17 protein-coding genes and 1 pseudogene are annotated in these 19641 nt (G+C 66.2%); 6 read left to right on the forward strand and 12 right to left on the reverse strand.

Annotated elements, in window-relative coordinates:
• Nucleotides 1–19: 19 nt before the first annotated feature.
• The gene (locus AC56LK_RS15875) at nucleotides 20–1219 is read right to left on the reverse strand and encodes a right-handed parallel beta-helix repeat-containing protein (RefSeq protein WP_497185461.1); all 1200 of its coding nucleotides are present in this window, start codon (nucleotides 1217–1219) and stop codon (nucleotides 20–22) included.
• A 506-nt stretch (nucleotides 1220–1725) separates the two neighbouring features.
• On the opposite strand from AC56LK_RS15875, the gene AC56LK_RS15880 reads away from it, so the two are divergent.
• The gene (locus AC56LK_RS15880; protein ID WP_497185462.1) at nucleotides 1726–2061 is read left to right on the forward strand and encodes a hypothetical protein; all 336 of its coding nucleotides are present in this window, start codon (nucleotides 1726–1728) and stop codon (nucleotides 2059–2061) included.
• Between the two features lies 1 nt (nucleotide 2062).
• Here the strand turns inward: AC56LK_RS15880 and AC56LK_RS15885 are convergent, their stop codons facing one another.
• From AC56LK_RS15885 to AC56LK_RS15905, 5 genes are all read right to left on the reverse strand, one after another.
• The gene (locus AC56LK_RS15885) at nucleotides 2063–2665 is read right to left on the reverse strand and encodes a CHRD domain-containing protein (protein ID WP_497185463.1); all 603 of its coding nucleotides are present in this window, start codon (nucleotides 2663–2665) and stop codon (nucleotides 2063–2065) included.
• A gap of 301 nt (nucleotides 2666–2966) precedes the next feature.
• Nucleotides 2967–5621 (reverse strand): aminopeptidase N, encoded by a 2655-nt coding sequence (gene pepN / locus AC56LK_RS15890; protein WP_497185464.1) that lies wholly within the window; start codon nucleotides 5619–5621, stop codon nucleotides 2967–2969.
• 160 nt (nucleotides 5622–5781) lie between these two features.
• Nucleotides 5782–6837 carry an alkene reductase gene (locus tag AC56LK_RS15895; protein ID WP_497185600.1) on the reverse strand — a complete coding sequence of 352 codons (1056 nt, stop codon included), beginning with the start codon at nucleotides 6835–6837 and terminating at the stop codon, nucleotides 5782–5784.
• Nucleotides 6838–6855: 18 nt separating this feature from the next.
• Nucleotides 6856–7152: an ArsR/SmtB family transcription factor gene (locus tag AC56LK_RS15900; RefSeq protein ID WP_436106331.1), complete on the reverse strand. Its 297-nt coding sequence runs from the start codon at nucleotides 7150–7152 to the stop codon at nucleotides 6856–6858.
• A gap of 111 nt (nucleotides 7153–7263) precedes the next feature.
• A complete protein-coding gene (locus tag AC56LK_RS15905) occupies nucleotides 7264–8235 on the reverse strand; it encodes a succinylglutamate desuccinylase/aspartoacylase family protein (protein WP_497185465.1) in 972 nt (323 codons plus the stop codon).
• A 99-nt stretch (nucleotides 8236–8334) separates the two neighbouring features.
• Between AC56LK_RS15905 and AC56LK_RS15910 the strand changes: the two genes are divergently transcribed.
• Nucleotides 8335–9471, forward strand: a complete 1137-nt coding sequence (locus AC56LK_RS15910; RefSeq protein WP_497185466.1) for an acyltransferase family protein — start codon at nucleotides 8335–8337, stop codon at nucleotides 9469–9471.
• Here AC56LK_RS15910 and AC56LK_RS15915 read toward each other — a convergent pair.
• The 3 genes from AC56LK_RS15915 to AC56LK_RS15925 are packed head-to-tail and all read right to left on the reverse strand — an operon-like array spanning nucleotide 9452 to nucleotide 11479.
• A complete protein-coding gene (locus AC56LK_RS15915) occupies nucleotides 9452–9925 on the reverse strand; it encodes a hypothetical protein (RefSeq protein WP_497185467.1) in 474 nt (157 codons plus the stop codon). The genes AC56LK_RS15910 and AC56LK_RS15915 overlap by 20 nt on opposite strands.
• A 38-nt stretch (nucleotides 9926–9963) precedes the next feature.
• On the reverse strand, nucleotides 9964–10830 hold the full coding sequence (locus tag AC56LK_RS15920) for a pirin family protein (RefSeq protein WP_497185468.1): 867 nt from the start codon (nucleotides 10828–10830) through the stop codon (nucleotides 9964–9966).
• Between the two features lie 52 nt (nucleotides 10831–10882).
• Nucleotides 10883–11479 carry an FMN-dependent NADH-azoreductase gene (locus AC56LK_RS15925; RefSeq protein WP_497185469.1) on the reverse strand — a complete coding sequence of 199 codons (597 nt, stop codon included), beginning with the start codon at nucleotides 11477–11479 and terminating at the stop codon, nucleotides 10883–10885.
• A 109-nt stretch (nucleotides 11480–11588) separates the two neighbouring features.
• On the opposite strand from AC56LK_RS15925, the pseudogene AC56LK_RS15930 reads away from it, so the two are divergent.
• Nucleotides 11589–11717, forward strand: a pseudogene (locus AC56LK_RS15930) (helix-turn-helix domain-containing protein); the annotation flags it as partial.
• Between the two features lie 165 nt (nucleotides 11718–11882).
• Entirely contained in the window at nucleotides 11883–12521 is a 639-nt protein-coding gene (locus tag AC56LK_RS15935; RefSeq protein ID WP_497185601.1) for a substrate binding domain-containing protein, read from the forward strand.
• Here the strand turns inward: AC56LK_RS15935 and asd are convergent.
• The gene (gene asd, locus AC56LK_RS15940) at nucleotides 12499–13383 is read right to left on the reverse strand and encodes an archaetidylserine decarboxylase (RefSeq protein WP_497185470.1); all 885 of its coding nucleotides are present in this window, start codon (nucleotides 13381–13383) and stop codon (nucleotides 12499–12501) included. The two genes, AC56LK_RS15935 and asd, sit on opposite strands and share 23 nt — an antisense overlap.
• Before the next feature lie 182 nt (nucleotides 13384–13565).
• Here asd and AC56LK_RS15945 point away from each other — a divergent pair, with 182 nt between their 5' ends.
• Both AC56LK_RS15945 and AC56LK_RS15950 read left to right on the forward strand, forming a co-directional pair.
• Nucleotides 13566–15779 carry a TonB-dependent receptor plug domain-containing protein gene (locus tag AC56LK_RS15945; protein WP_497185471.1) on the forward strand — a complete coding sequence of 738 codons (2214 nt, stop codon included), beginning with the start codon at nucleotides 13566–13568 and terminating at the stop codon, nucleotides 15777–15779.
• A 178-nt stretch (nucleotides 15780–15957) separates the two neighbouring features.
• Nucleotides 15958–18114, forward strand: a complete 2157-nt coding sequence (locus tag AC56LK_RS15950; RefSeq protein WP_497185472.1) for a TonB-dependent receptor plug domain-containing protein — start codon at nucleotides 15958–15960, stop codon at nucleotides 18112–18114.
• Here the strand turns inward: AC56LK_RS15950 and AC56LK_RS15955 are convergent.
• Both AC56LK_RS15955 and AC56LK_RS15960 read right to left on the reverse strand, forming a co-directional pair.
• The gene (locus tag AC56LK_RS15955; RefSeq protein WP_497185473.1) at nucleotides 18111–18347 is read right to left on the reverse strand and encodes a hypothetical protein; all 237 of its coding nucleotides are present in this window, start codon (nucleotides 18345–18347) and stop codon (nucleotides 18111–18113) included. The genes AC56LK_RS15950 and AC56LK_RS15955 overlap by 4 nt on opposite strands.
• Nucleotides 18347–19630, reverse strand: a complete 1284-nt coding sequence (locus AC56LK_RS15960) for a TCR/Tet family MFS transporter (protein WP_497185474.1) — start codon at nucleotides 19628–19630, stop codon at nucleotides 18347–18349. The genes AC56LK_RS15955 and AC56LK_RS15960 overlap by 1 nt, the downstream gene beginning before the upstream one ends.
• Between the last annotated feature and the right edge of the window lie 11 nt (nucleotides 19631–19641).

The following is a 19641-nucleotide window of genomic DNA, read 5'->3' on the forward strand; positions in this document are numbered from 1 at the left end:
CAATGGGGGCGCCCTGGTCCTACTGTGCTCCCGGTGAGGGCACGCCCGCCGGCTCCGATTCGGTATAGGGCACGGCGCCGATGTCGATCTGCCTGCGCGGACGCAGGGCCACCGCATCGCCGGCGCCGGGCGCCATGCCCTTGCCGATGGCCGGCGAGCCCGGTTGCAGCCGGAAGTCGGGCGTGGTGAGCGCCCGGCTGTAGTCGGCGAACAGCGGCGCCGCGGTGACGGTGCCGGTATGCTGTCGCCCGGCCGACAGCCTCCAGTCGCCGCCCGCGTTCTGGAACACGAGGTTGTTGCGGTAGCTGATGTTGGCGCCGGTCGCGCCTTGTTCGAGGATGCCGTGGCCGTTGTCGTAGACGATGTTGTTCGCCGTGTGCGTGTGGTCGTTCGGTCCCTTGCTGTGATAGAAGTCGCCGCCCCCCACCACGATGCCGGTGCCGCAGCCGACCACGGTGTTGCCGCGGATGGTCACGTGGCTGGCGTCGTGCCACAGGTGGATGCCGGCGCCCGAGGCGCGGTAGATGATGTTGTCGCGCACGCTGGCCGTGGTACTGACGTAGATGCCGTGCATGTAGCGGCATTCGGGCGGGCCGATGTCGTGCACGTGGTTGCCGACCACTTCGGCGTCGTTGCCCTTGTAGTAGCTGTCGATGCCGATGCCGGCGCCGCCCTTGGCCTCGCAGGGCACGTCGTTGCCGACGTGGTGGATGTGGTTGTGGTGGATGCCGTTGTGCGAGCCGCCGTTGTAGATGCCGCTCAGCCACTTCATGCCGCTCTGGTACTGGCTGCCGTCGATTTCGAAGCCGATGATGTCGAGGTAGTTGGCGCGGTTGTCCCAGGCCGCCGGCTGGCGCGAATCGAGCGGCGGCACCAGCCGCGCGCCGCCGCGTTCGCTTGATTCGAACACGATGCGTGCCTCGGCGGTGCCATGGGTATTGGTGCGTACGCCGCCGAAATAGGTGCCGGGTGCGACGTGCACCGTGGTGCCGGGTGTGACGGCCTGGGCGGCGCGGGCCAGCGTGCGGAAGGGTTCGTCGCGGGTGCCGGGATTGCTGTCCGAGCCGGACGGCGACACGTACAGGTGGGTGCGCACCAGTTCGGGTATGACGAGGTCTTCCTGCCCGGGCTCGCGCAGGCGGCAGCCAGAGAGCAGTATGGCAAGGAGCAGCGCGGTGAGCAGGGCGGACCGGACGGCGGTGAACGGGTAGTGGCGCATCTTTCCCTCGCGGCAGCGAATGTGAAAGCCCAGTTTGACCCGGCAGAAGCGGGAAGGGGGCCGCTTGCCTCAAACGTGTAGTTTGATGGTGCGCAACACGCGGCGCAGCCGCTGCTGATCTCGATGCAGACCAGGTCCCAGCGCCCGCGCGGCACGGTGGCGCCGTCGCTGTCGCGCACCAGCTGGAAACGCCGTTCCATCGCCAGCTTGCCGTCGCCGGCCACCAGCCAGGTGGCCAGGGTCAGGGCCTCGCCCTGCAGGGTGGGCAGCAGGTATTCGTATTCGCCGCGCCGGATCGCCATCGCGCGGTATAGCCGCCTGAAACCTCTTGTACACAAAGCATATCAAAACTGCAAAAGCGGTCGAGGCATGCGATGATACGGTCGAGGTCGGTCTTACATCGAAGGTCCTTTCTGTTGACCTTCAGGCTGGCGCGCGGCCCGGACGGGCTGTTTGAACAAGGTCAGGCGTGCAGGAGAACCGTCCGGCGCCAGTACGGGAGTGCGATGTTTACCATGATCCTGCTGCTCTACCTGCAGCAGCACCGTGATGTGATGCTCGAGAGCACGAGCCTGCGCGGAACTTACAAGACGAAGAAGGCCTGCGAGGCCGCCGCCGTGCGCGCACGCGGACCCTTGCCGACGCCGCAGGGCTATGCGGCCGCCTGGCACGACGCGATGTGTATTCCGATCAACCGCAACGTGATCGTCAACGAAGGCAAGCCGCTCGACCTGGGCAGGCTGCTGCAGGGACGGCCTCCGGTGGTGTGCGAGGGCACCGGGGCCTGGCGCCGGGTGGCGGAGCTGTGCGCGCCGCCGCCGGCGCCACCGGATGGCAAATGAGTCAGGTCCTGGCCGCCGGATGGCCGCGCCGCCGCAGGAAGCCGAAGCCCGCCGCGCCGATGGCGAGAAGCGCGATGCCGCCCGGCTCCGGAACCGGCGTAAAGAAGCCGCGGATCTCGCCGCCTCCGAACGCGGTGGTGTGGATATTGAAGTAGGCGCGTTCGGAGGTCAGGCCGGCCAGGAAGGCCGCCCGGGCCCCTGCGACCGTGCCGCCGTTGGCGTTGATGAACCCGGGATTGTAGGTCGACGCTTCGGTCAGGCTGAGGACGCGTTGGTAGCTTCCCGAAGTGCTGCCGGCCGGGAACTCCGGGAAGCTCGGCACGATCGTGGCGGGCGACGCGGTGCCGGCCAGGGGAAGGGTGGTGCAGCAGTGGATATGGGCGATCGTGGTGGTGCCGGTCAGCCCGGTCCAGTTTGCCAATACCGCCATCGTACCGGCGACATCGTCGATGAGCAGGCTTGCCGTGCCGATTCCCGCCGAGTTGTTGGACGGCGCCTCCTTGGGGCCGGTCATGGTCGTGGTAAAGGTGAGGATCGCTGCCTGCGCCGCAACATTGGCGAACAGAAGCAGGAAAGTGTAGAAGCACAGAACGATGCGTTTCATGGCTACTCCTTTCGAAAAGGTGTAGCTGGATCGAAGCATAAACCGTGCCCTTGCAGCTGTACGCAGGGGAGCCGGCAGGCATGGCGGTCCATGTCGGACGAAAGTGTAAATACTTCCGACACTAGCCCGGGGGCAGCAGGTACAACTGGTCACGCTTCCAGTTCTGCGGTCCTTGTGGGCCGCCTCGAGCGCTGGCCGGAAGCGCGATCCGCCAGCTCCAGGCCAGCAGCAGGTGGACGCCCAGCGTGGCCAGCAAGGGCCAAGCGGGCGTGCGGCGTGGGAATGCCGCCAGCACCGGCGATCAGGACTTCGCCGTCATCGCCTTCTTGATCGCCACGCAGCGCTGGTCTTCCTGCAGCGTGTCGAGCAGCGAGCGGCGGGTGCCGGCCGACAGCTCCTTCATGCTGTCGGCGGCGCGCTGCAGGCGCTGCACGCTGGCCGGGGTGCAGCTGGCCGGGATCATCGTGCCGGCGTAGCTGCGCATGAAGACCGGGCCGGCCGCCTTGTCGATCGCGGGCAGCTTCGCCAGGCGCTCGGCTGCGGTCTGCTCGGCCAGCTTGCGCTGCTCGACCGGGTACATGCTGCCCATCGCGGTGCGGATGCGCGAGAACGGCAGCTTGGTCTTCAGGTCTTCGACGGTGCTCATCCACTCGGCCTTGACCTTCGGATCCGGACGGACGACGGTCGCGGCCAGCGCGGCGCCCTGGCCGGTGTCGGACTTGTCGCGCGCCTGCTCGGCCTCGACCAGCGCGGCCGCGCCCGGGTAGTTGAAGCGGTTCAGGCGGTTGATGATGGCCCAGCGCTGGTCCTGGCCGATCTTCAGGCCTTCGGTGCCGCGTCCCTCGAGCATGCCGGCCAGGCGTGCCAGCGCTTCCGGGCTGTTCGCCATGCCCATGTAGGTGCCGAACCAGCGGCGCTGGAAGTTGTCGTCGCCCTTGTAGGCGAGCACGCCGTTCCAGGCCATGTCTTCCAGCTTCTTCATGGTCCCGTTCGCGTAGGCGCGCTGTGGGCTTTCCTGCAGTGCCATCGCGTCGAGGTAGTACTTCGACGTACTCACCTTGCCCAGCACGTCGCCCAGCAGGGTGTAATCCTTCTCCTGCGGGGCGTTGGCCAGCGCCACGTCGATGAATTCGTTCAGCGGCAGCTTGGCGTCGCGCACGCCGTCCCACAGGGCTTGCCACAGCATGGCGCGCAGCAGCGGGTCTTCGACGCCGCCCAGGGTGCTGCGGGCGGTCTCGAAGGAGCGCTTGTCGAGGTTGACCTTCACGAAGCCCCAGTCCTCGTAGTTCGGATAGACCAGGTCGGGGCAGGCCGCGCCGACCATGCCCGGCACCTTCGTGCTGGCGCCCTTGTAGGTGACCGGCACGTTCTTGGCCAGCACCAGCTTGCCGTTCTCCAGCTTGAAGGCGCCCACCTGGACGCGCTGCTCGCGCAGGGTCGGCAGGGTCTTGCCCGGCGCGGTCTGCGCCAGCGAGAAGGCGCTGATCTTGCCCTTGGAGCAGCTGTAGTTGGCGGTAATGGTGTTCACGCCGGCCTGGTACAGCCAGTCCTGGGTCCACTTGCCCAGGTCGCGGCCGGCGGCCTCGCCCAGGCTGCCGATGAAGTCTTCCAGCTTTGCGTTCTGCCACGAGTACTTGACCAGGTAGTTATGCACGCCCTTGCGGAACACTTCCTCGCCCAGCATGTGGCGCAGCTGCTTCAGGGTCGACGCCCCCTTCGAATAGGTGATCGCGTCGATGTTGTCGAAGGCGTTGGCCGACGACGGTACCGGCACCTCGATCGGGTGGGTCGAGACCTTCTGGTCCTGGTTGTAGGCGCTCTGCTTGTCCTGCTGGTAGAAGGACTGCCAGGCATCCTTGAACTCGGTGGCTTCGGCGGTCGCCAGGGTCGCCATGAAGGAGGCGAAGCTCTCGTTCAGCCACAGGCCGTTCCACCACTTCATGGTGACCAGGTCGCCGAACCACTGGTGCGCCATCTCGTGCATGATGACCTCGGCCAGGCTGGCTTTCTGTGCCGGCGTCATCTCGGACTTGTACAGGAAGCCGCCTTCGGCGAAGGTGATCGCGGCGGCGTTCTCCATGGCGCCGTACAGGAAGTCGGGCACCAGCAGCTGGTCGTATTTCTCGAACTGGTAAGGGATGCCGAAGTAATTGTCGAAGAACGCCAGGCCGCTCTTGGTGTAGCGGAACCAGTCGGCCGGGGTCACCTGCTTGGCCACGGACTGGCGCGCGAACAGGCGCATCGGGTACTTGCCGCTCTTGTCTTCCCAGACCTGGTAGGGACCGGCGTGCAGCGAGAAGTTGTAAGGGCTGAGGCTCTTGGTCTTCGGGAAGGTCCAGCGCTTGCCGCCGGCGGCGTCGGCGACAGCCGACTCGCGGGTGGCGGTGATCACGTGCCAGTCGCCTGGTGCGTCGACGGTGACGGTGTAGGTGGCGCGCAGGTCGGGCTGGTCGAACACGGCGAACATCTGGTGCGCTGCGGCCGGCTCGAAATGCGAGTATGTATAGACCCGGTTATCGACCGGGTCGACCATCCGGTGCAGGCCTTCGCCGTTGGTGCTGTGCAGGCGTTCGTAGCTGATGGTGACGGTGTTGCGGCCCTTGACCAGGTCTTCCGGCGCCAGGGTGATGAACCAGTTGTTATAGCGCGTCGCGACCTGCTTGCCGTTGACGGTGACCGATTTCACGGTCGCCTTGTCCAGGTCGATGGTGAGGGCGGAGTCGGTGTCCTTGAGGTCGAAGCTGGCCGTGGTGGTGCCGGCGAAGCTCTCCTTGCCGGTCAGCGTGAAATCGAGCACGTAGTCCACGTTCGACACCCGCGCCGAACGCGCCATCGCGTCGGCTTCCGACAGGTAGGCCTTCTCGGCCCGGGCAGGGGCCGGGGCAGCGTTGGCGGTGTTGAAGGCGAAGGCGGAAGCGACGGCAAAGGCCATCACGCGGGGGGCGAAGTGTTTCAACGTGGTCTCCTGGGACAGCGCAGGCTTGGTGCGCGGAAAAATAATCGCGCAAGAATAGCATGAGCGGAGTGCCATTTACACCACATACATATGCGATTGTAGAACGTATGAACGGATTCCCGCGCGCATGCGGGAATCCATCAGGCAGCGAGCCCCCGGCTTAGTTCAGCGTCGGGTAATCGATGTAGCCTTCCGGCCCAGGCGCATAGAACAACTCCGGCTTCGGCTGGTTCAGCGGCGCATCTTCCTTGAGGCGCTTCGGCAGGTCCGGATTCGCGATGAACCACACGCCGAAGGCCACCGCATCGGCCTCGCCCGAGGCGATCAGGGCTTGCGCGCTTTCCTTGGTCAGCTTTTCGTTGGCGATGTAGACGCCGCCGAATTCCTTCTTCAGGTAGGCGCGCAGGCTGTCGTCGCCGATGGCTTCGCGGGCGCAGATGAAGGCGATGCCGCGCTTGCCGAGTTCGCGTGCGACGTAGCCGAAGGTTTCACGGGGATTCGAATCGCCCATGTCGTGCGAGTCGCGGCGAGGCGCCAGGTGCATGCCGACGCGGTCGGCGCCCCATACGGCGATGCAGGCGTCGGTCACTTCCAGCATCAGGCGGGCACGGTTCTCGACCGGGCCGCCGTACCGGTCCTTGCGCTGGTTGGTCGAATCCTGCAGGAACTGGTCGAGCAGGTAGCCATTGGCACCGTGGATCTCGACGCCGTCGAAGCCGGCCTTCTTGGCGTTCTCGGCGCCCTTGCGGTAGGCGGCGACGATCGCCGGGATTTCGGACAGCTCGAGCGCGCGCGGGGTGGTGTAGTCGCGCATCGGGCGCACCAGGCTGACGTGGCCCTTGGGCGCGATGCTGGACGGCGCCACCGGCAGCTGGCCGTCGAGGAACACCGGGTCGGAGATGCGGCCCACGTGCCACAGCTGCAGGACGATGCGGCCGCCGGCCTTGTGCACGGCGTCGGTGACGATCTTCCAGCCTTCCACCTGCTCGTCCGACCAGATGCCCGGGGTGTCGGCATAGCCCACGCCCATCGGCGTCACGGCGGTCGCTTCCGACAGGATCAGGCCGGCCGAGGCACGCTGCACGTAGTATTCGGCCATCATCGCATTCGGTACGCGGCCCGGGCCGACGGCGCGCGAACGGGTCAGCGGCGCCATGATGATGCGGTTCGGCAGTTCGAGTGCGCCCAGCTTGATCGGGTCAAACATGCTCGTCATGGTGGTCATTGTTTACTCCTAAAGTCCGTCGTTCAGTTGGTCGAGGAAGGCCTGGATGACTTCCTCGTTTCGCTGGAAGAAGATGAACTGTCCGACGCGCCGCGTGTGCACCAGCCCCGCCTTGTGCAGGGTCGCCAGGTGGGCCGACACGGTCGATTGCGACAGGCCGGTGCGCTGGTCGATCAGCTTGCAGCACACGCCTAGGTCGAGCGGGTGCTCCTGCTCGGCGAAATGCTGGTGCGGATCCTTCAGCCAGTGCAGGATCTGGCGCCGCACCGGGTTGGCCAGGGCCTTGTGGATCGCGTCGATGTCCATCTGCTCTTCCTTGTATCGGGTTCTTTCGATCCGAATATCGTCATCTTACGATATGTTCGGAAATCCTGCTGGCGACGCCATCGTTTCGACCGATGGCGCCGTGACCGGTGCTTACTCGCGGCCGAATTGCGGGTTCGGGCGGGTCAGGTAATACCACTCCGAGTTGGCGTTCGCCTTCGCGTCCGGGAACAGGATGCGGCCGCTGAACTCGGCCACCACCTTGCTGCCGTCGGCGCGCACGCCGATCTCGTCGCCTTCCTGCACCGGATCGAAGCTGGCCCAGGCGCGGTTGAACTGGTCGTCGGCATGCAGCTTGTCGTGCACCACGACCATCGACAGCGCTTCCATCTCCTCGAAGGGCACCGGTTCCGGGTCCGGGGCCGCGATCAGCTTCAGGTGGGCCAGCGTGTTCATGATGGCGCGGTAGGCGACTTCGGGCGCCGCCGGGTCCAGGTGCTGGCCGCATTCCAGGGTCAGCGCGTAGCCGCCGGTGGTGCGCATGTATTCGGTGGTGCCGACGCCGTAGCGCAGCACGGTTTCCAGTTCGTCGGCATTGCGGCTGCGGCGCTTGACGCCGTCGCCATAGGCCGCCAGCCAGCCGTCCACGAAGCGCTTCACGCCCAGGCGGCGCGCCCAGGCACGCTCTTCCTCGGCATGCCGGAAGGGCTGCAGCGGGCCGTCGTTGTTCAGCGGGCCGACCATCACGAAAGGCTGGCCGCCGACCGCATTGAAGGAGTGCAGGTCGAGCAGCACGTCGTGCCGGGCGAGCAGGGGACAGAGCCAGTTGGCGATGTGGTCCTCGAAGTCCTGCGGCTCGTCCTTGGGGAACAGGTTGCGGTTCAGGTTGCGGTCGCCGTTGCGGGTGTTCTGCTCATAGGCCTTCGGGTTCACCACCGGCACGAAGGTGACGCTGCCGGCCACGATCTGCAGCGCGCCGCGGTCGAGTTCTTCCATCACGCGGCGGATCGCCATGGTGCCGCATACTTCGTTGCCATGGGTCGCGCCCATGATGATGACGCGCGGGCCGGCCTGCAGGCCGGTGTAGTTGACGGACTTGAATTGGTACTTGGTCGGGGAAGTCATTGCGGTGGCGATCCGGGGAAAAATGGGTGCCGACATTTTATCGGACATTTCGGGAGAGCCCATGGCATCATTCGCCATTTACTCACTGCGCTGACCAGCATGCCCCCTGCAAGCATCCGCGTCCATGGCCTCGATACCCTGCGCGCACTCGCCGTCACCCTGGTGGTGCTGCACCATTACGTGCTGTTCGTGAGCGACGCGCCGACCTTCGGCTGGGTGGGGCAGGTCGGCTGGGTCGGCGTCGACCTGTTCTTCGCGCTGTCGGGCTACCTGATCGGCAACCAGATCTTCGCCGCGATGAAGAGTCCGGGCGGCTTCTCGCTGAAGCGCTTCTATGCACGGCGCCTGCTGCGCACCTTGCCGAACTACTGGGTGGTGCTGGCCCTGTACTTCCTGTGGCCGGCCTTCCGTGGCGACGCCCCCTTGCTGCCGCTGTGGGAGTACGCGAGCTTCATCCAGAACTTCGCGCTGGAGCCGGGCAGCGCCTTTTCGCACAGCTGGTCGCTGGCGATCGAGGAGCAGTTCTACATGTTGCTGCCGGCCCTGGCGCTGCTCGGGGCATTGTTCGGGGGATCGCTGCGGCTGGCCTGGACCGGAATTACCCTGGCCTTCATCGCCGGCATGCTGGTCCGCGCCGAGCTGTGGCAGGAGATGGCGGGCCAGAACTATAAGCTTTACTTCTATTTCAAGCACATTTATTACTCAACCTTATGCAGGTACGATGAACTGCTGGCCGGCGTGGCGCTGGCGCTGCTGCGCAACCACCATGCCGGCCTCTGGGGCCGGCTGACGCGGCGCGGCAACCTGATGGCCTGCATCGGCCTGCTCGTTTCCGCCGTCGCGTTCTGGTTCTTCCTCGACGACCGCTACGGCTTCGGCATCACCGTGTTCGGCTTCCCCGCCATGGCGCTCGGTTTCTCGCTGCTGATCGTGGCTGCGGTGGCGGAGGGTTCGCTGCTGCGCAGCCTGCGCGTGCCCGGCGCGGGGCCGCTCGCCCTGTGGTCCTACGCGATCTACCTGCTGCATAAACCGCTGTGCGTGATGGCGGCAGCATGGATGAAGGCGCAGGGCTTCGGCGCCGAGCATCCGCTGACGATCGCGGCGCTGCTGGCGCTGTCTGTGCTGAGCGGCTGGCTGCTGTACAAACTGGTGGAGACGCCCTTCATGCTGCTGCGCGAGCGCTATGTGCCGAGCAATGCGGCGCGTCCGGTGCTGCTCAGGCCCGCGCCTCGATGACGCCGAAGGCGGCCGGCGCATCCGCCAGGAAGGCGAGGATGGCATTCGCCTGCACGTGCGGCTCGTAGCTTGACGTATCGCGGATGGCCTGGCGCAGGCCCGGCACGGTTTCCACCGTATGCGGGCTGCGGTAGGCCGCAACCAGCAGCTGCGCCAGGTCGCTTGGGGCGCCTTGTCCGCGGCGCAGGCGCTGCTCGATGATGCCCAGCAGGGTGCGCTGCATGCGCGGCGTCGGATTCAGGATCTCGCCGAACAGGGTAGGCGTGTTGGCGATGGCCTCGCACATGCGCTGCTCGATCGCATCGGGTTTCAGGTCCGAGGGGATGTCGAAATAGGCCTTGTTCCAGCGCGTGCGCGCATAGGCATGGCCGGGCGGGAAGGAGTCGGCCGTTTCGAAGCCGAGCGCGCGGCTGGCGCGCGCCAGCAGGGCGGCGACGGTGTCGATCAAGGGCATAAAAAAACGGGATGAGCTTGCGTCATCCCGTCAGTGTATCAGGCAGCGAACTTGCCCGCCCTGAAGTCATCGAAGGCCTGGTACAGCTCCTCGGTGGTGTTCATCACGAAGGGGCCGTGCTGGGCGATCGGCTCGTTCAGCGGACGTCCGGCCAGCAGGATCAGCCGGGTCGGCTCCAGCGCCTTGATGCGCACGCCGTCCGCCCCCGCCGCATTGTCCAGCACCGCCATGCGGGTCTTCGCCACGGCCTTGCCCTCGACCACCGCCTCGCCGCGGTACACGTAGAGGAAGGCGTTGTGTCCCTGCGGGAGCGGCTGCTCGAAGCTGACACCGGCCGGGATCTCGACGTCCAGGTAGAGCGGCTCGGTGTGCTCGCGCTGCACCGCGCCCGCCACGCCATGGGTGTCGCCGGCGATCACCTGCACCGTCACGCCGTCTTCAGTGGTGAAGCGCGGCACTTCCTCGGCCGGGATGTCGCGGTACCACGGGTCCATCAACTTGTCCTTGGCGGGCAGATTGAGCCACAGCTGGAAGCCTTCCATCAGGCCCTCGTCCTGCTCCGGCATCTCGGAATGGATCACGCCGCGGCCGGCCGTCATCCATTGCACGCCGCCATTGGTCACCAGCCCTTCGTTGCCGGCGCTGTCGCGGTGGCGCATGCGGCCGTTGAGCATATAGGTCACGGTCTCGAAGCCGCGGTGCGGATGCTCCGGGAAGCCGGCGATGTAGTCGCCGGCCTTGTCGCTGCCGAAGGCATCCAGCATCAGGAAGGGATCGAGGCGGCGCTGCAGCGAACCGGTGAGCACGCGGTTGATCTTCACGCCCGCGCCGTCCATCACGAACTGGCCCTGGACCAGGCGCTCGACGCCGCGCGATTTCACCAGCGTTGCGGTAGTATGGGTCATGCTGTTCTCCTTGTGTGTCGGTTCCTCATGCGCCGCCTTCATGCGGCGAATCTCAGGCCAGTGCCGCTTCCACCGCTTCGTTGGCTGCCTGCTGGCCCTTGGCCGCGGCATCCGGACCCATGTTCAGGCCCGACGAGTAGATGAAGGTATGGTCGGTCATGCCCAGGAAGTTCAGCAGCATGCGGATGTGCGGCACCTGCGGATCGGCTTCCACCGGGTAGACGCCGCCACGGGCGGTGGCCACGTACACCTTCTTGTTCTTCAGCAGGCCTTCCGGACCGGTCTCGGTATAGCGGAAGGTCACGCCGGAACGGGCGATCGCATCGAACCAGTTCTTCAGCTGCGCCGGCATGCCGAAGTTGTACATCGGGGCGCCGATCACGATCACGTCGGCGGCCTGGGCTTCGGCGATCAGGGCGTCGTCCAGGGCCACACGGGCGGCCTGTTCGTTGCTGCGCTGTTCCGCCGGGGTGAACAGGGCGCCGACGGCGGCGCCGTCCAGCAGCGGGTGCGGCTGGGCGCCGAAGTCGCGACGAACCACCTTGGCGTCCGGGTTCGCGGAGACCAGTTTGTCGACGATCAGCTTGGTGACGCGGGTCGATTCCGAATCATTGCCGCGGACGCTGGAGGTGATGTGCAGGATGTTCATGTTGGTGTCCCTTTCCAAGAAAGAAGTGTTGATGGACACACTGTAATGGTTCCATAATCGGGCCGGAAGCCCGTAGAATGGATAACATTATTCTGCTGATGGAACAATCATGGACGTGGAACCGAATGACCTGCTGCTGTTCGCCCGGATCGTCGAAGCGGGCAGCTTCAGCCGCGCCGCCGAGCGCGTGCAGCTGCCGAAATCGACCGTGTCGCGCCGTATCGCGCTGCTCGAACAGAAGCTGGGCGAGCGCCTGCTGCAGCGGACCACGCGCAAGCTGATGGTGACGGAATTCGGCGCCAGCCTGCTCGAGCACGCGCGCAAGGTGGTGGAAGAGGTCGAGGCGGCCGGCGCCTTGGCCCAGCACCGCCAGGCCGCACCCAGCGGCAAGCTGCGCCTGTCGGTGCCGGGCGACTTCGCGAATATCGGCCTGCACGAGGTGATCGCGCGCTTCATCGAGCGCTATCCCGCCGTGTCGCTGGAGATGGACTTGTCGCCGCGCCGGGTCGACCTGATCGCCGAGAACTACGACATCGCGATCCGCATGGGCGACCTGCCGGACGATTCCTCGCTCAACGCCCGGCCCATCAACGTGGAGTATTTCGGCCTGTATGCCTCGCCGGCCTACCTGGCGCGCCATGGCCTGCCCGAGCATCCGGACGACCTGCCAAAGCATGATGTGCTATGCCTGCTCAGCCGCAACGGCGGCGCCGTGCCCTGGGTGCTGAGCCGTGGAAAACTGCGCTGGGAGCGGCGGCTGCAGGCGCGCCTGACGGCCAACTCGCCCGAACTGCTGGCCAGGATCGCGGCGCGCGGCGCCGGCATCGCCGGCAGTTCGCTGACCTTTGCCCAGCCCTACCTGCGCACGGGTGAACTGGTGCGGGTGCTGCCGGAGTGGGATCTGCCGACCGCCAGCGGCTGGGCGGTGTTCCCGGGCCGCCGGCTGATGCCGGCCAAGACCCGGGCTTTCCTGGATGTGATGGAAGAGGCGTGCCGCGAGCGCGGCCACGGGAAGAGCGTCAGCCCGGACGGTTCCCCATGACTTCGCCGAGACGTACCAGACGCTCCGGCGCCCAGTCCTTGTTGAAGGCGATCGTGCCCTGCTTGAACAGCATGACCACGGTGGAGCCGAGCAGGAAGCGGCCCATCTCTTCACCCTTTTTCAGCACCACCGGCTGCGAGTCGTAGGTCCACTCGCAGATGCGCGGCATGCGCGGCGGGTTGACCACGCCGTGCCAGGCGGTGGCCATGCTGCCGACGATGGTCGCACCAACCAGGGTCATGACGAAGGGGCCGTGTTGTTCCGACTCGAACACGCAGACCACGCGCTCGTTGCGGGCGAACAGGCCCGGCACGCCGCGCGCCGTGGTCGGGTTCACCGAGAACAGCTTGCCCGGCACATAGATCATGCGCGTCAGGCGGCCGTCGCAGGGCATGTGGATGCGGTGGTAGTCCTTCGGGCTCAGGTACAGGTTGGCGAAGTGGCCGTGCCGGAAATGCTCGGCCAGCGCGGCGTCGCCGCCCACCAGTTCGGCGGAGGTGAACTGGTGGCCCTTGGCCTGGAAGATGTGGTGGTCGTCGATGTCGCCGAACTGGCTGATCGCGCCGTCCACCGGGCACACGAAATCGGCCTGGGCCAGCGGACGCGCGTCCGGGCGCAGCGGGCGCGTGAAGAATTCGTTGAAGCTGCTATAGCTCGCGATGTCCGGGTTCGCCGCTTCATCCATGTTGACGCCGTACTTGCCCACGAACCAGCGGATCAGGCGCGTGGTCATGGCGCCGCCCTTGGCACCGGCCACGCGGCCTGCGAAATTGGTCAGCGCCGTTTTCGGCATCACATATTGCGGTAGAACTTTTAGACGGGACACTTTTACGGGCCTCTCGGTGTGAAATCGATCGCGCATTATAGCGGCCTTGTTGCAGGGAAATGTACAGAAATGCATGAGGGCCGCCTCAGGCGCAGTGTACTCCACTGTGCCAAGCCGGGGCGTATGCATCGAAAACTTGCCACATGCATATTCGATTCTTGGAGACAGCCGAAGTTGCGTCTGAGACAATTGCTACTCCTATCACTTTTGAAGTAACCATGTCCTCCATCTTCCGTCCGTTCCGCCTGACCGCACTCGCCGCCGCGGTCAGCCTCTGCCTCCCGGCCCTCGCTGTATCCGCACAGGAGGCCCAGGCTCCGAAAGCCGACGCCAAGGCCGAGGGCGGCAAGAAGATCTCGCAGGTGGAAGTGAAGGGCACGGCCGACACCTATGACGCGCGGCGCGACGACACCGCCACCAAGATCGTGGTCAACAGCGAAGAGATCACCAAGTACGGCGACACCAATGTGCTCGACGTGCTCAAGCGCGTGCCGGGCATCACGGTCAACAGCAGCAACGGCCGCGGCGGCGAGATCCGCATGCGCGGCCTGGGCGCCGGCTACACCCAGATCCTGGTGAACGGCGAGCGCGCACCGGCCGGCTTCTCGATGGACTCGCTGGCGCCCGACTCGATCGAGCGCATCGAGGTGCTGCGCGCGGCCAGCGCCGAGTTCTCGACACAGTCGGTGGCCGGCACCATCAACATCATCCTGAAGCGCTCGGTGAAGAACCGCCTGCGCGAACTGAAGCTCGCGGCCCAGGGCTCGAGCAACGGCTACGGCCCGAATGCCAACCTGCAGATGTCGGACCGCGACGGCGCCTTCTCGTACTCGCTGTCGGCCAACGCCTTCCAGGACCGCTTCGAGTTCGAATCCTGGGGTACGGAGACGGCCACGGCGCTCAATGGCCAGACCACCTCGCTGCGCACGCTGCGCCTCCCGCAAAAAGGCCAGGTCACCGGCTTGAACCTCGGCCCGCGCCTGAACTGGACCCTGGGCCAGGACAATATCCTGACCTCGCAGACCTTCCTGAACTACCACCGCTTCAAGAACCGCTTCAACCAGGACACCACCACCCTGATCGGCGCGCCGCCGCCTTACCCGGACCTGTTCAACGCCTTCGAGAGCGAGAACGGCTTCCTGCGCTCGGACCTGAGCTGGGCGCGCAAGTTCGAGTCGGGCGCCAAGCTCGACCTGAAGGTCGGCGTCAACGCCGGCAACAGCGACAGTAGTTCGCAGCGCACCGCCGCCACCATCGCCGGCGTGCCGCTGCTGGACACCACCAGCCAGCTGACCGGCCGCGACCGCGGCCTGAACAGCACCGGCAAGTACAGCCGCACCATCCAGAAAGGCCATACCTTCGCCTTCGGCTGGGACGGCGGCGTGGATACCCGCGACGACGAACGCAATGAGATCAACCGCGTGCGCGTGAGCGGCAGCCTGCCCCAGTACGAGGTCTCGGAAGCGCGCGTGAAGCGCCTGGCCGTGTTCGCGCAGGACGAATGGAATATCACGCCGGCCTGGTCGATGTACCTGGGCGCGCGCTGGGAAGGCATCCGCACCCGGGTCACCGGCAATACCTTCGGCCGCGGCGAGTCGAGCTCCAATGTCTGGAGCCCGATCATGCAGACCCTGTACAAGTTCCCGAGCAAGAGCGGCAAGGGCGGGGGCGACCAGCTGCGCCTGGCATTGACCCGCACCTACAAGGCGCCGGGCGTCGGCAGCCTGACCCCGCGCCGCCAGGTCAGCGAAAACAACAGCCCGACCGAGCCGGATTTCCGCGGCAATCCGAACCTGAAGCCGGAACTGGCCTTTGGCATCGATGCGGCGTATGAGCATTACTGGGCCGAGGGCGCGCTGCTGTCGGTGAGCGTGTCGCAGCGCCGCATCGACGACTTCACCCGCAACCTGACCTTCTTCGACGGCGAGCGCTGGATCCAGACCCCGAGCAACCAGGACAGCGCGCTGACCCGCTCGCTGGAGATCGAGACCAAGTTCCCGCTCAAGGCCGTGATGCAGGATGCCCCGGCGGTCGACCTGCGCGCCAGCATCAACCGCAACTGGTCGCGCGTCGAATCGGTGCCGGGCCCGGACAACCGCCTCGACCAGCAGACCCCGCTGACGGTCAACCTGGGCGCCGACTACAAGGTAGGCGCCTTGACCACGGGCGGCAGCTTCGCCTTCCGCAAGGGCGGTCCGGTGCGGGTGTCGGTGAATCAGCGTGCCTATGTCGCGCCGCGCCGAGAGCTCGACTGGTATGCGCTGTGGAAGTTCGATGCCAAGCGCCAGCTGCGCTTTGCGATCAGCAATATGTTCCACCAGGACTTCGTCAACGACAACACCTACGAGGATGCACGCTTCGGTTCGCAGAACCGCAGCTTCACCTTCCCGCAAGGGGTGCGCTACCGCGCGACCTATGAACTGAAGTTCTGATCGTCCCTGTCTCGACCCTGAGCCCGGCCGTCGAGCCGGGCTTTTTCTTGTCGATGGAAGCTTGTATTGCTATGAGTTAGCAATAAAACATTCTCTCGAGCGTTTACATTCTTCCATTAAATGGAATATAGTTGTTCGCATTAATTGAACAATTACTTCTGGAGACTGGAGAATGATCTTGCCGAAACCCCGATATCTTGCTGTCCTCGTCGCTTGCTTGTGTGCCCCGGCATTCGCCCAGCAATCCGACACGGGCGAGTCCATCCAGCAGGTCGAGGTCAAGGGAGCGGGTTACGACGCGCGCCGCGACGACACCGCCGCGCGCATCGTCATCAAGAGCGAGGAAATCGTTCGCTACGGCGACACCGCCGTGGCCGACGTCCTGAAGCGCATTCCCGGCGTCACCGTCACCACCGGCAGCGGGCGCAACACCCAGATCCGGATGCGTGGCCTGGGTGGCGGCTATACCCAGATTCTCGTGAACGGCGAACGCACCCCGGCCGGCTTCGCACTCGACACCCTGTCGCCCGACATGATCGAGCGCATCGAAGTGCTGCGCGTCGCCACTGCCGAGTTCTCCGCCGAATCGGTCGCCGGCACCATCAACATCGTGCTGCGCAAGAAGGTGCACAAGCGCCAGCGCGAGGCCAAGCTGGGCTACCTGCTGTCGAGCGACTTCCGCGGCCCGACCTTCAGCACCCAGGTGGCCGACCGCGGCGACAAGTCGTCCTGGTCGTTCTCGGCCAGCGGCAACCACGACAGCCTGTCGCGCGACTGGAGCGGCCGCGAGGAGAACATCCGCCCCGACGGCATGAGGGACATGCTGCGCACGACCTACGCGCGCGAGGAGGGCCGGATGAACCGGCTGAACCTGAGCCCGCGCCTGAACCGGACCCTCGACAACGGCGACACCCTCGCATGGGAAACCATGTTCAACAGCGCCAGCTTCCGCAACAACGGGCATCCGGTCGTCACGACCTTGCTGGGACGGCCGCCGCAGACGCCCGACCTGCAGACCTTCGGCGAGTTCGACGACCGCACGCTGAAGTCCGACCTGCACTGGACCCGCAGCCTGGCGTCGGGCACGAAGCTCGACACCAAGCTAGGGGCCGAATGGTCGTCGCACAAGCGCTTCGTGCGCCGCAGCGGCCGCGATGCGGCGGGCTTGCCCGAGACCGAGGGCAGCACGCTGTCGGACACCCATGCGCGCGGCCTGAACTCGACCGGCAAGGCCACCCGCAGCATGGAAGGCGGCCATGTGCTGGCGATGGGCTGGGACCTGCGTGTCAATGCGAGCTCGGAGATCCGCGCCGAACGCGACCGGGTCCGGCGCTTCGCACCCGGCCACCTGCCCGACGAGGACTTCCGCGCCAACGTCAGCCGGGCCGCCTTCTATCTGCAGGACGAATGGACGATCGATCCCCGGTGGTCGGTCTACCTGGGCACGCGCTGGGAAGGTGTGCGTACCCGCGTGTCGGGCAATGCCGTCGAATCGACACGGGTGCGTTCCAGTGTGCTGAGCCCGATCCTGCAGAGCCTGTACAAGATCCCGTCGAAGGATGGCAAGCAGAGCGACCAGCTGCGCCTGGCCCTGAGCCGCACCTACAAGACCCCCGACCTGGGCAGCATCGTGCCGAAGCGCTCGGAATGGGAGAACAACAGCGCCACCGAGGCTGATTACCAGGGCAACCCGAACCTGAAGCCGGAACTGGCATGGGGCATCGACGCGGCCTATGAGCACTACTGGGCCGAAGGCGCGATGGTCTCGGTGAGCGGCGCGCTGCGCCGCATCGACGACTACACCAGCAACCGCATCTATTTCGACGGACTGCGCTGGATCTTCACGCCCGTCAACGACGACCGCGCCCTCATGCGCAGCCTCGAGATCGAGACCAAGTTCCCGCTCAAGGCGCTGTACGCCGGGGCGCCGGCCGTCGACCTGCGCGCCAGCGTCAGCCGCAACTGGTCGCAGGTGGAATCGGTGCCCGGCCCGCACAACCGGATGGAACAGCAAATCCCGCTCACGGCCAACCTCGGCGCCGACTACAAATCCGGGGCGCTGGCGGCGGGCGCCAGCGTGGCGCACCGGCGCGGCGGCTATGTGCAGGTGGCGGCCAACCGAGGTTTCTACCGCACCGCCCGGACCGACCTGGACGCCTACGCGGCCTGGACCTTCAATCCGAAACTGGTCTTGCGGCTTGCCCTGTCCAACCTGCTGGGCGAGGACAGCGCCTTCGAGCCGAGCTACTTCGACCCTGTCGGCGGGCTGGAAAAGCGGCGCTGGGACTACCCCGGCGGCATCAAGCTGCGCACGACCCTGGAAATGAAGTTCTAGCTCAGGCGCAGCAGTGCCGCGCCGCCCGCGAACACGATCGAGGTTTCGCGCGGCGCCGCGGCCGAGGGCAAGCAGCGGCCTGGCGCGCAGGTAGGGACCAGGGTGCCGCGCAATCGCTTGCGGCATGCCAGCGTCACGCCCACGCCGCTGAGAACCAACAGCCGGGCCGTGTACGCCGCCGGCGCTCCCGAACGGCGCACGCCCGGCGCGGCCGCCAGGACGCTTGCCGGCATCAGGCGCGCATCTTTTCGCTCTGCTCCCGGGCGTGGGTGTCGTGTACCCGGTGGGTGCGGAAGTAATGCCAGGCCACCAGGACCGCCAGCGCCTGCAGCGCGGCGCACAGCAGGAAATGGCTGCCGATGCGCCAGTCGCCCGGCGGCAGGTGGCTGACGGTGGCCAGGATGGCGGTGCCGAGCAGCGGGGTGATGATCACGCCCAGGCTGCTGATCGACTGCAGCGAACCCATGAGCTCACCCTGCTGGTCGGCCGGGGAAGCCTTGGACACGATCGCCTGCAGCGCCGGGGTGGCGGCGAAGGCCAGCACGTTGCAGAGGATCAGGGCATACATCATCCAGCCTTGCGTCGCCAGGCCGTAGCCGAGGAAGGCGAAGGCGCCCGAGGCGATCCCCATCAGCGCCAGGCGGACTTCACCGAAGCGCCGGATCAGCACCGCCAGCAGGCCTGCCTGCACCACCGCCGACACCAGCCCGACGCAGAACATGGCGATGCCGTTGTCGCGCGGCGTCCAGTCGAAGCGGAAGGTGGTGTAAAGCACCCAGGTGGACTGCAGCATCATCTGGCCGAAGGTCACCAGGGTGATCACGAGCACCAGGCCGCGGATCTCCTTGCGGCGCACCAGGCGCAGCAGGGCGCCGAGCGGATTCAGGCGCGCCCAGGCAAAGGGCGGGCGCTGGCCCGGCGCGAGCGATTCCGGCACCATGAAATAACCGTAGACCAGGTTGGCGGCGCCGAGCAGGGCGGCCACGTAGAAGGGCAGGCGCAGGTCCTCGTTGCCCAGCAGGCCGCCCAGCATGGGGCCGAAGATGAAGCCGAGGCCGAAGGCGGCGCCGATCTTGCCGAAGCTCCTGGCGCGGTTTTCCCTGGTCGAGATATCCGAGGCGTAGGCGGAGGCCACCGACATGCTGGCCGAGGACATGCCGCCGATGATGCGCCCGACGAACAGCCAGAACAGGGATGGCGACCAGGCGGTGACGAGGAAGTTGATGCACATGCCCGCCATCGAATACAGCAGCACCGGGCGGCGCCCGACGCGGTCGCTGAGTGCGCCCAGCGCCGGCATGAACAGGAACTGCAGCACGCCGAAGGTGGCGGCCAGCACGCCGAACCACAGGGCCTGGTCGTCGCGGGCCGGCACGAATTGCCCGACCAGCAGGGGCATCACCGGGACGATCAGCCCGATGCCGAGCATGTCGATGAAGATGCAGACCAGGACGAAGTTGAGGTTCCCCGGAGTGGTCTTCGTGGTATCGGACTTCGGCGCGGTCGGACTGGTCATGGGTGTCTCGG

The sequence above is a fragment of the Telluria sp. ZB4P36 genome (assembly GCF_059685865.1).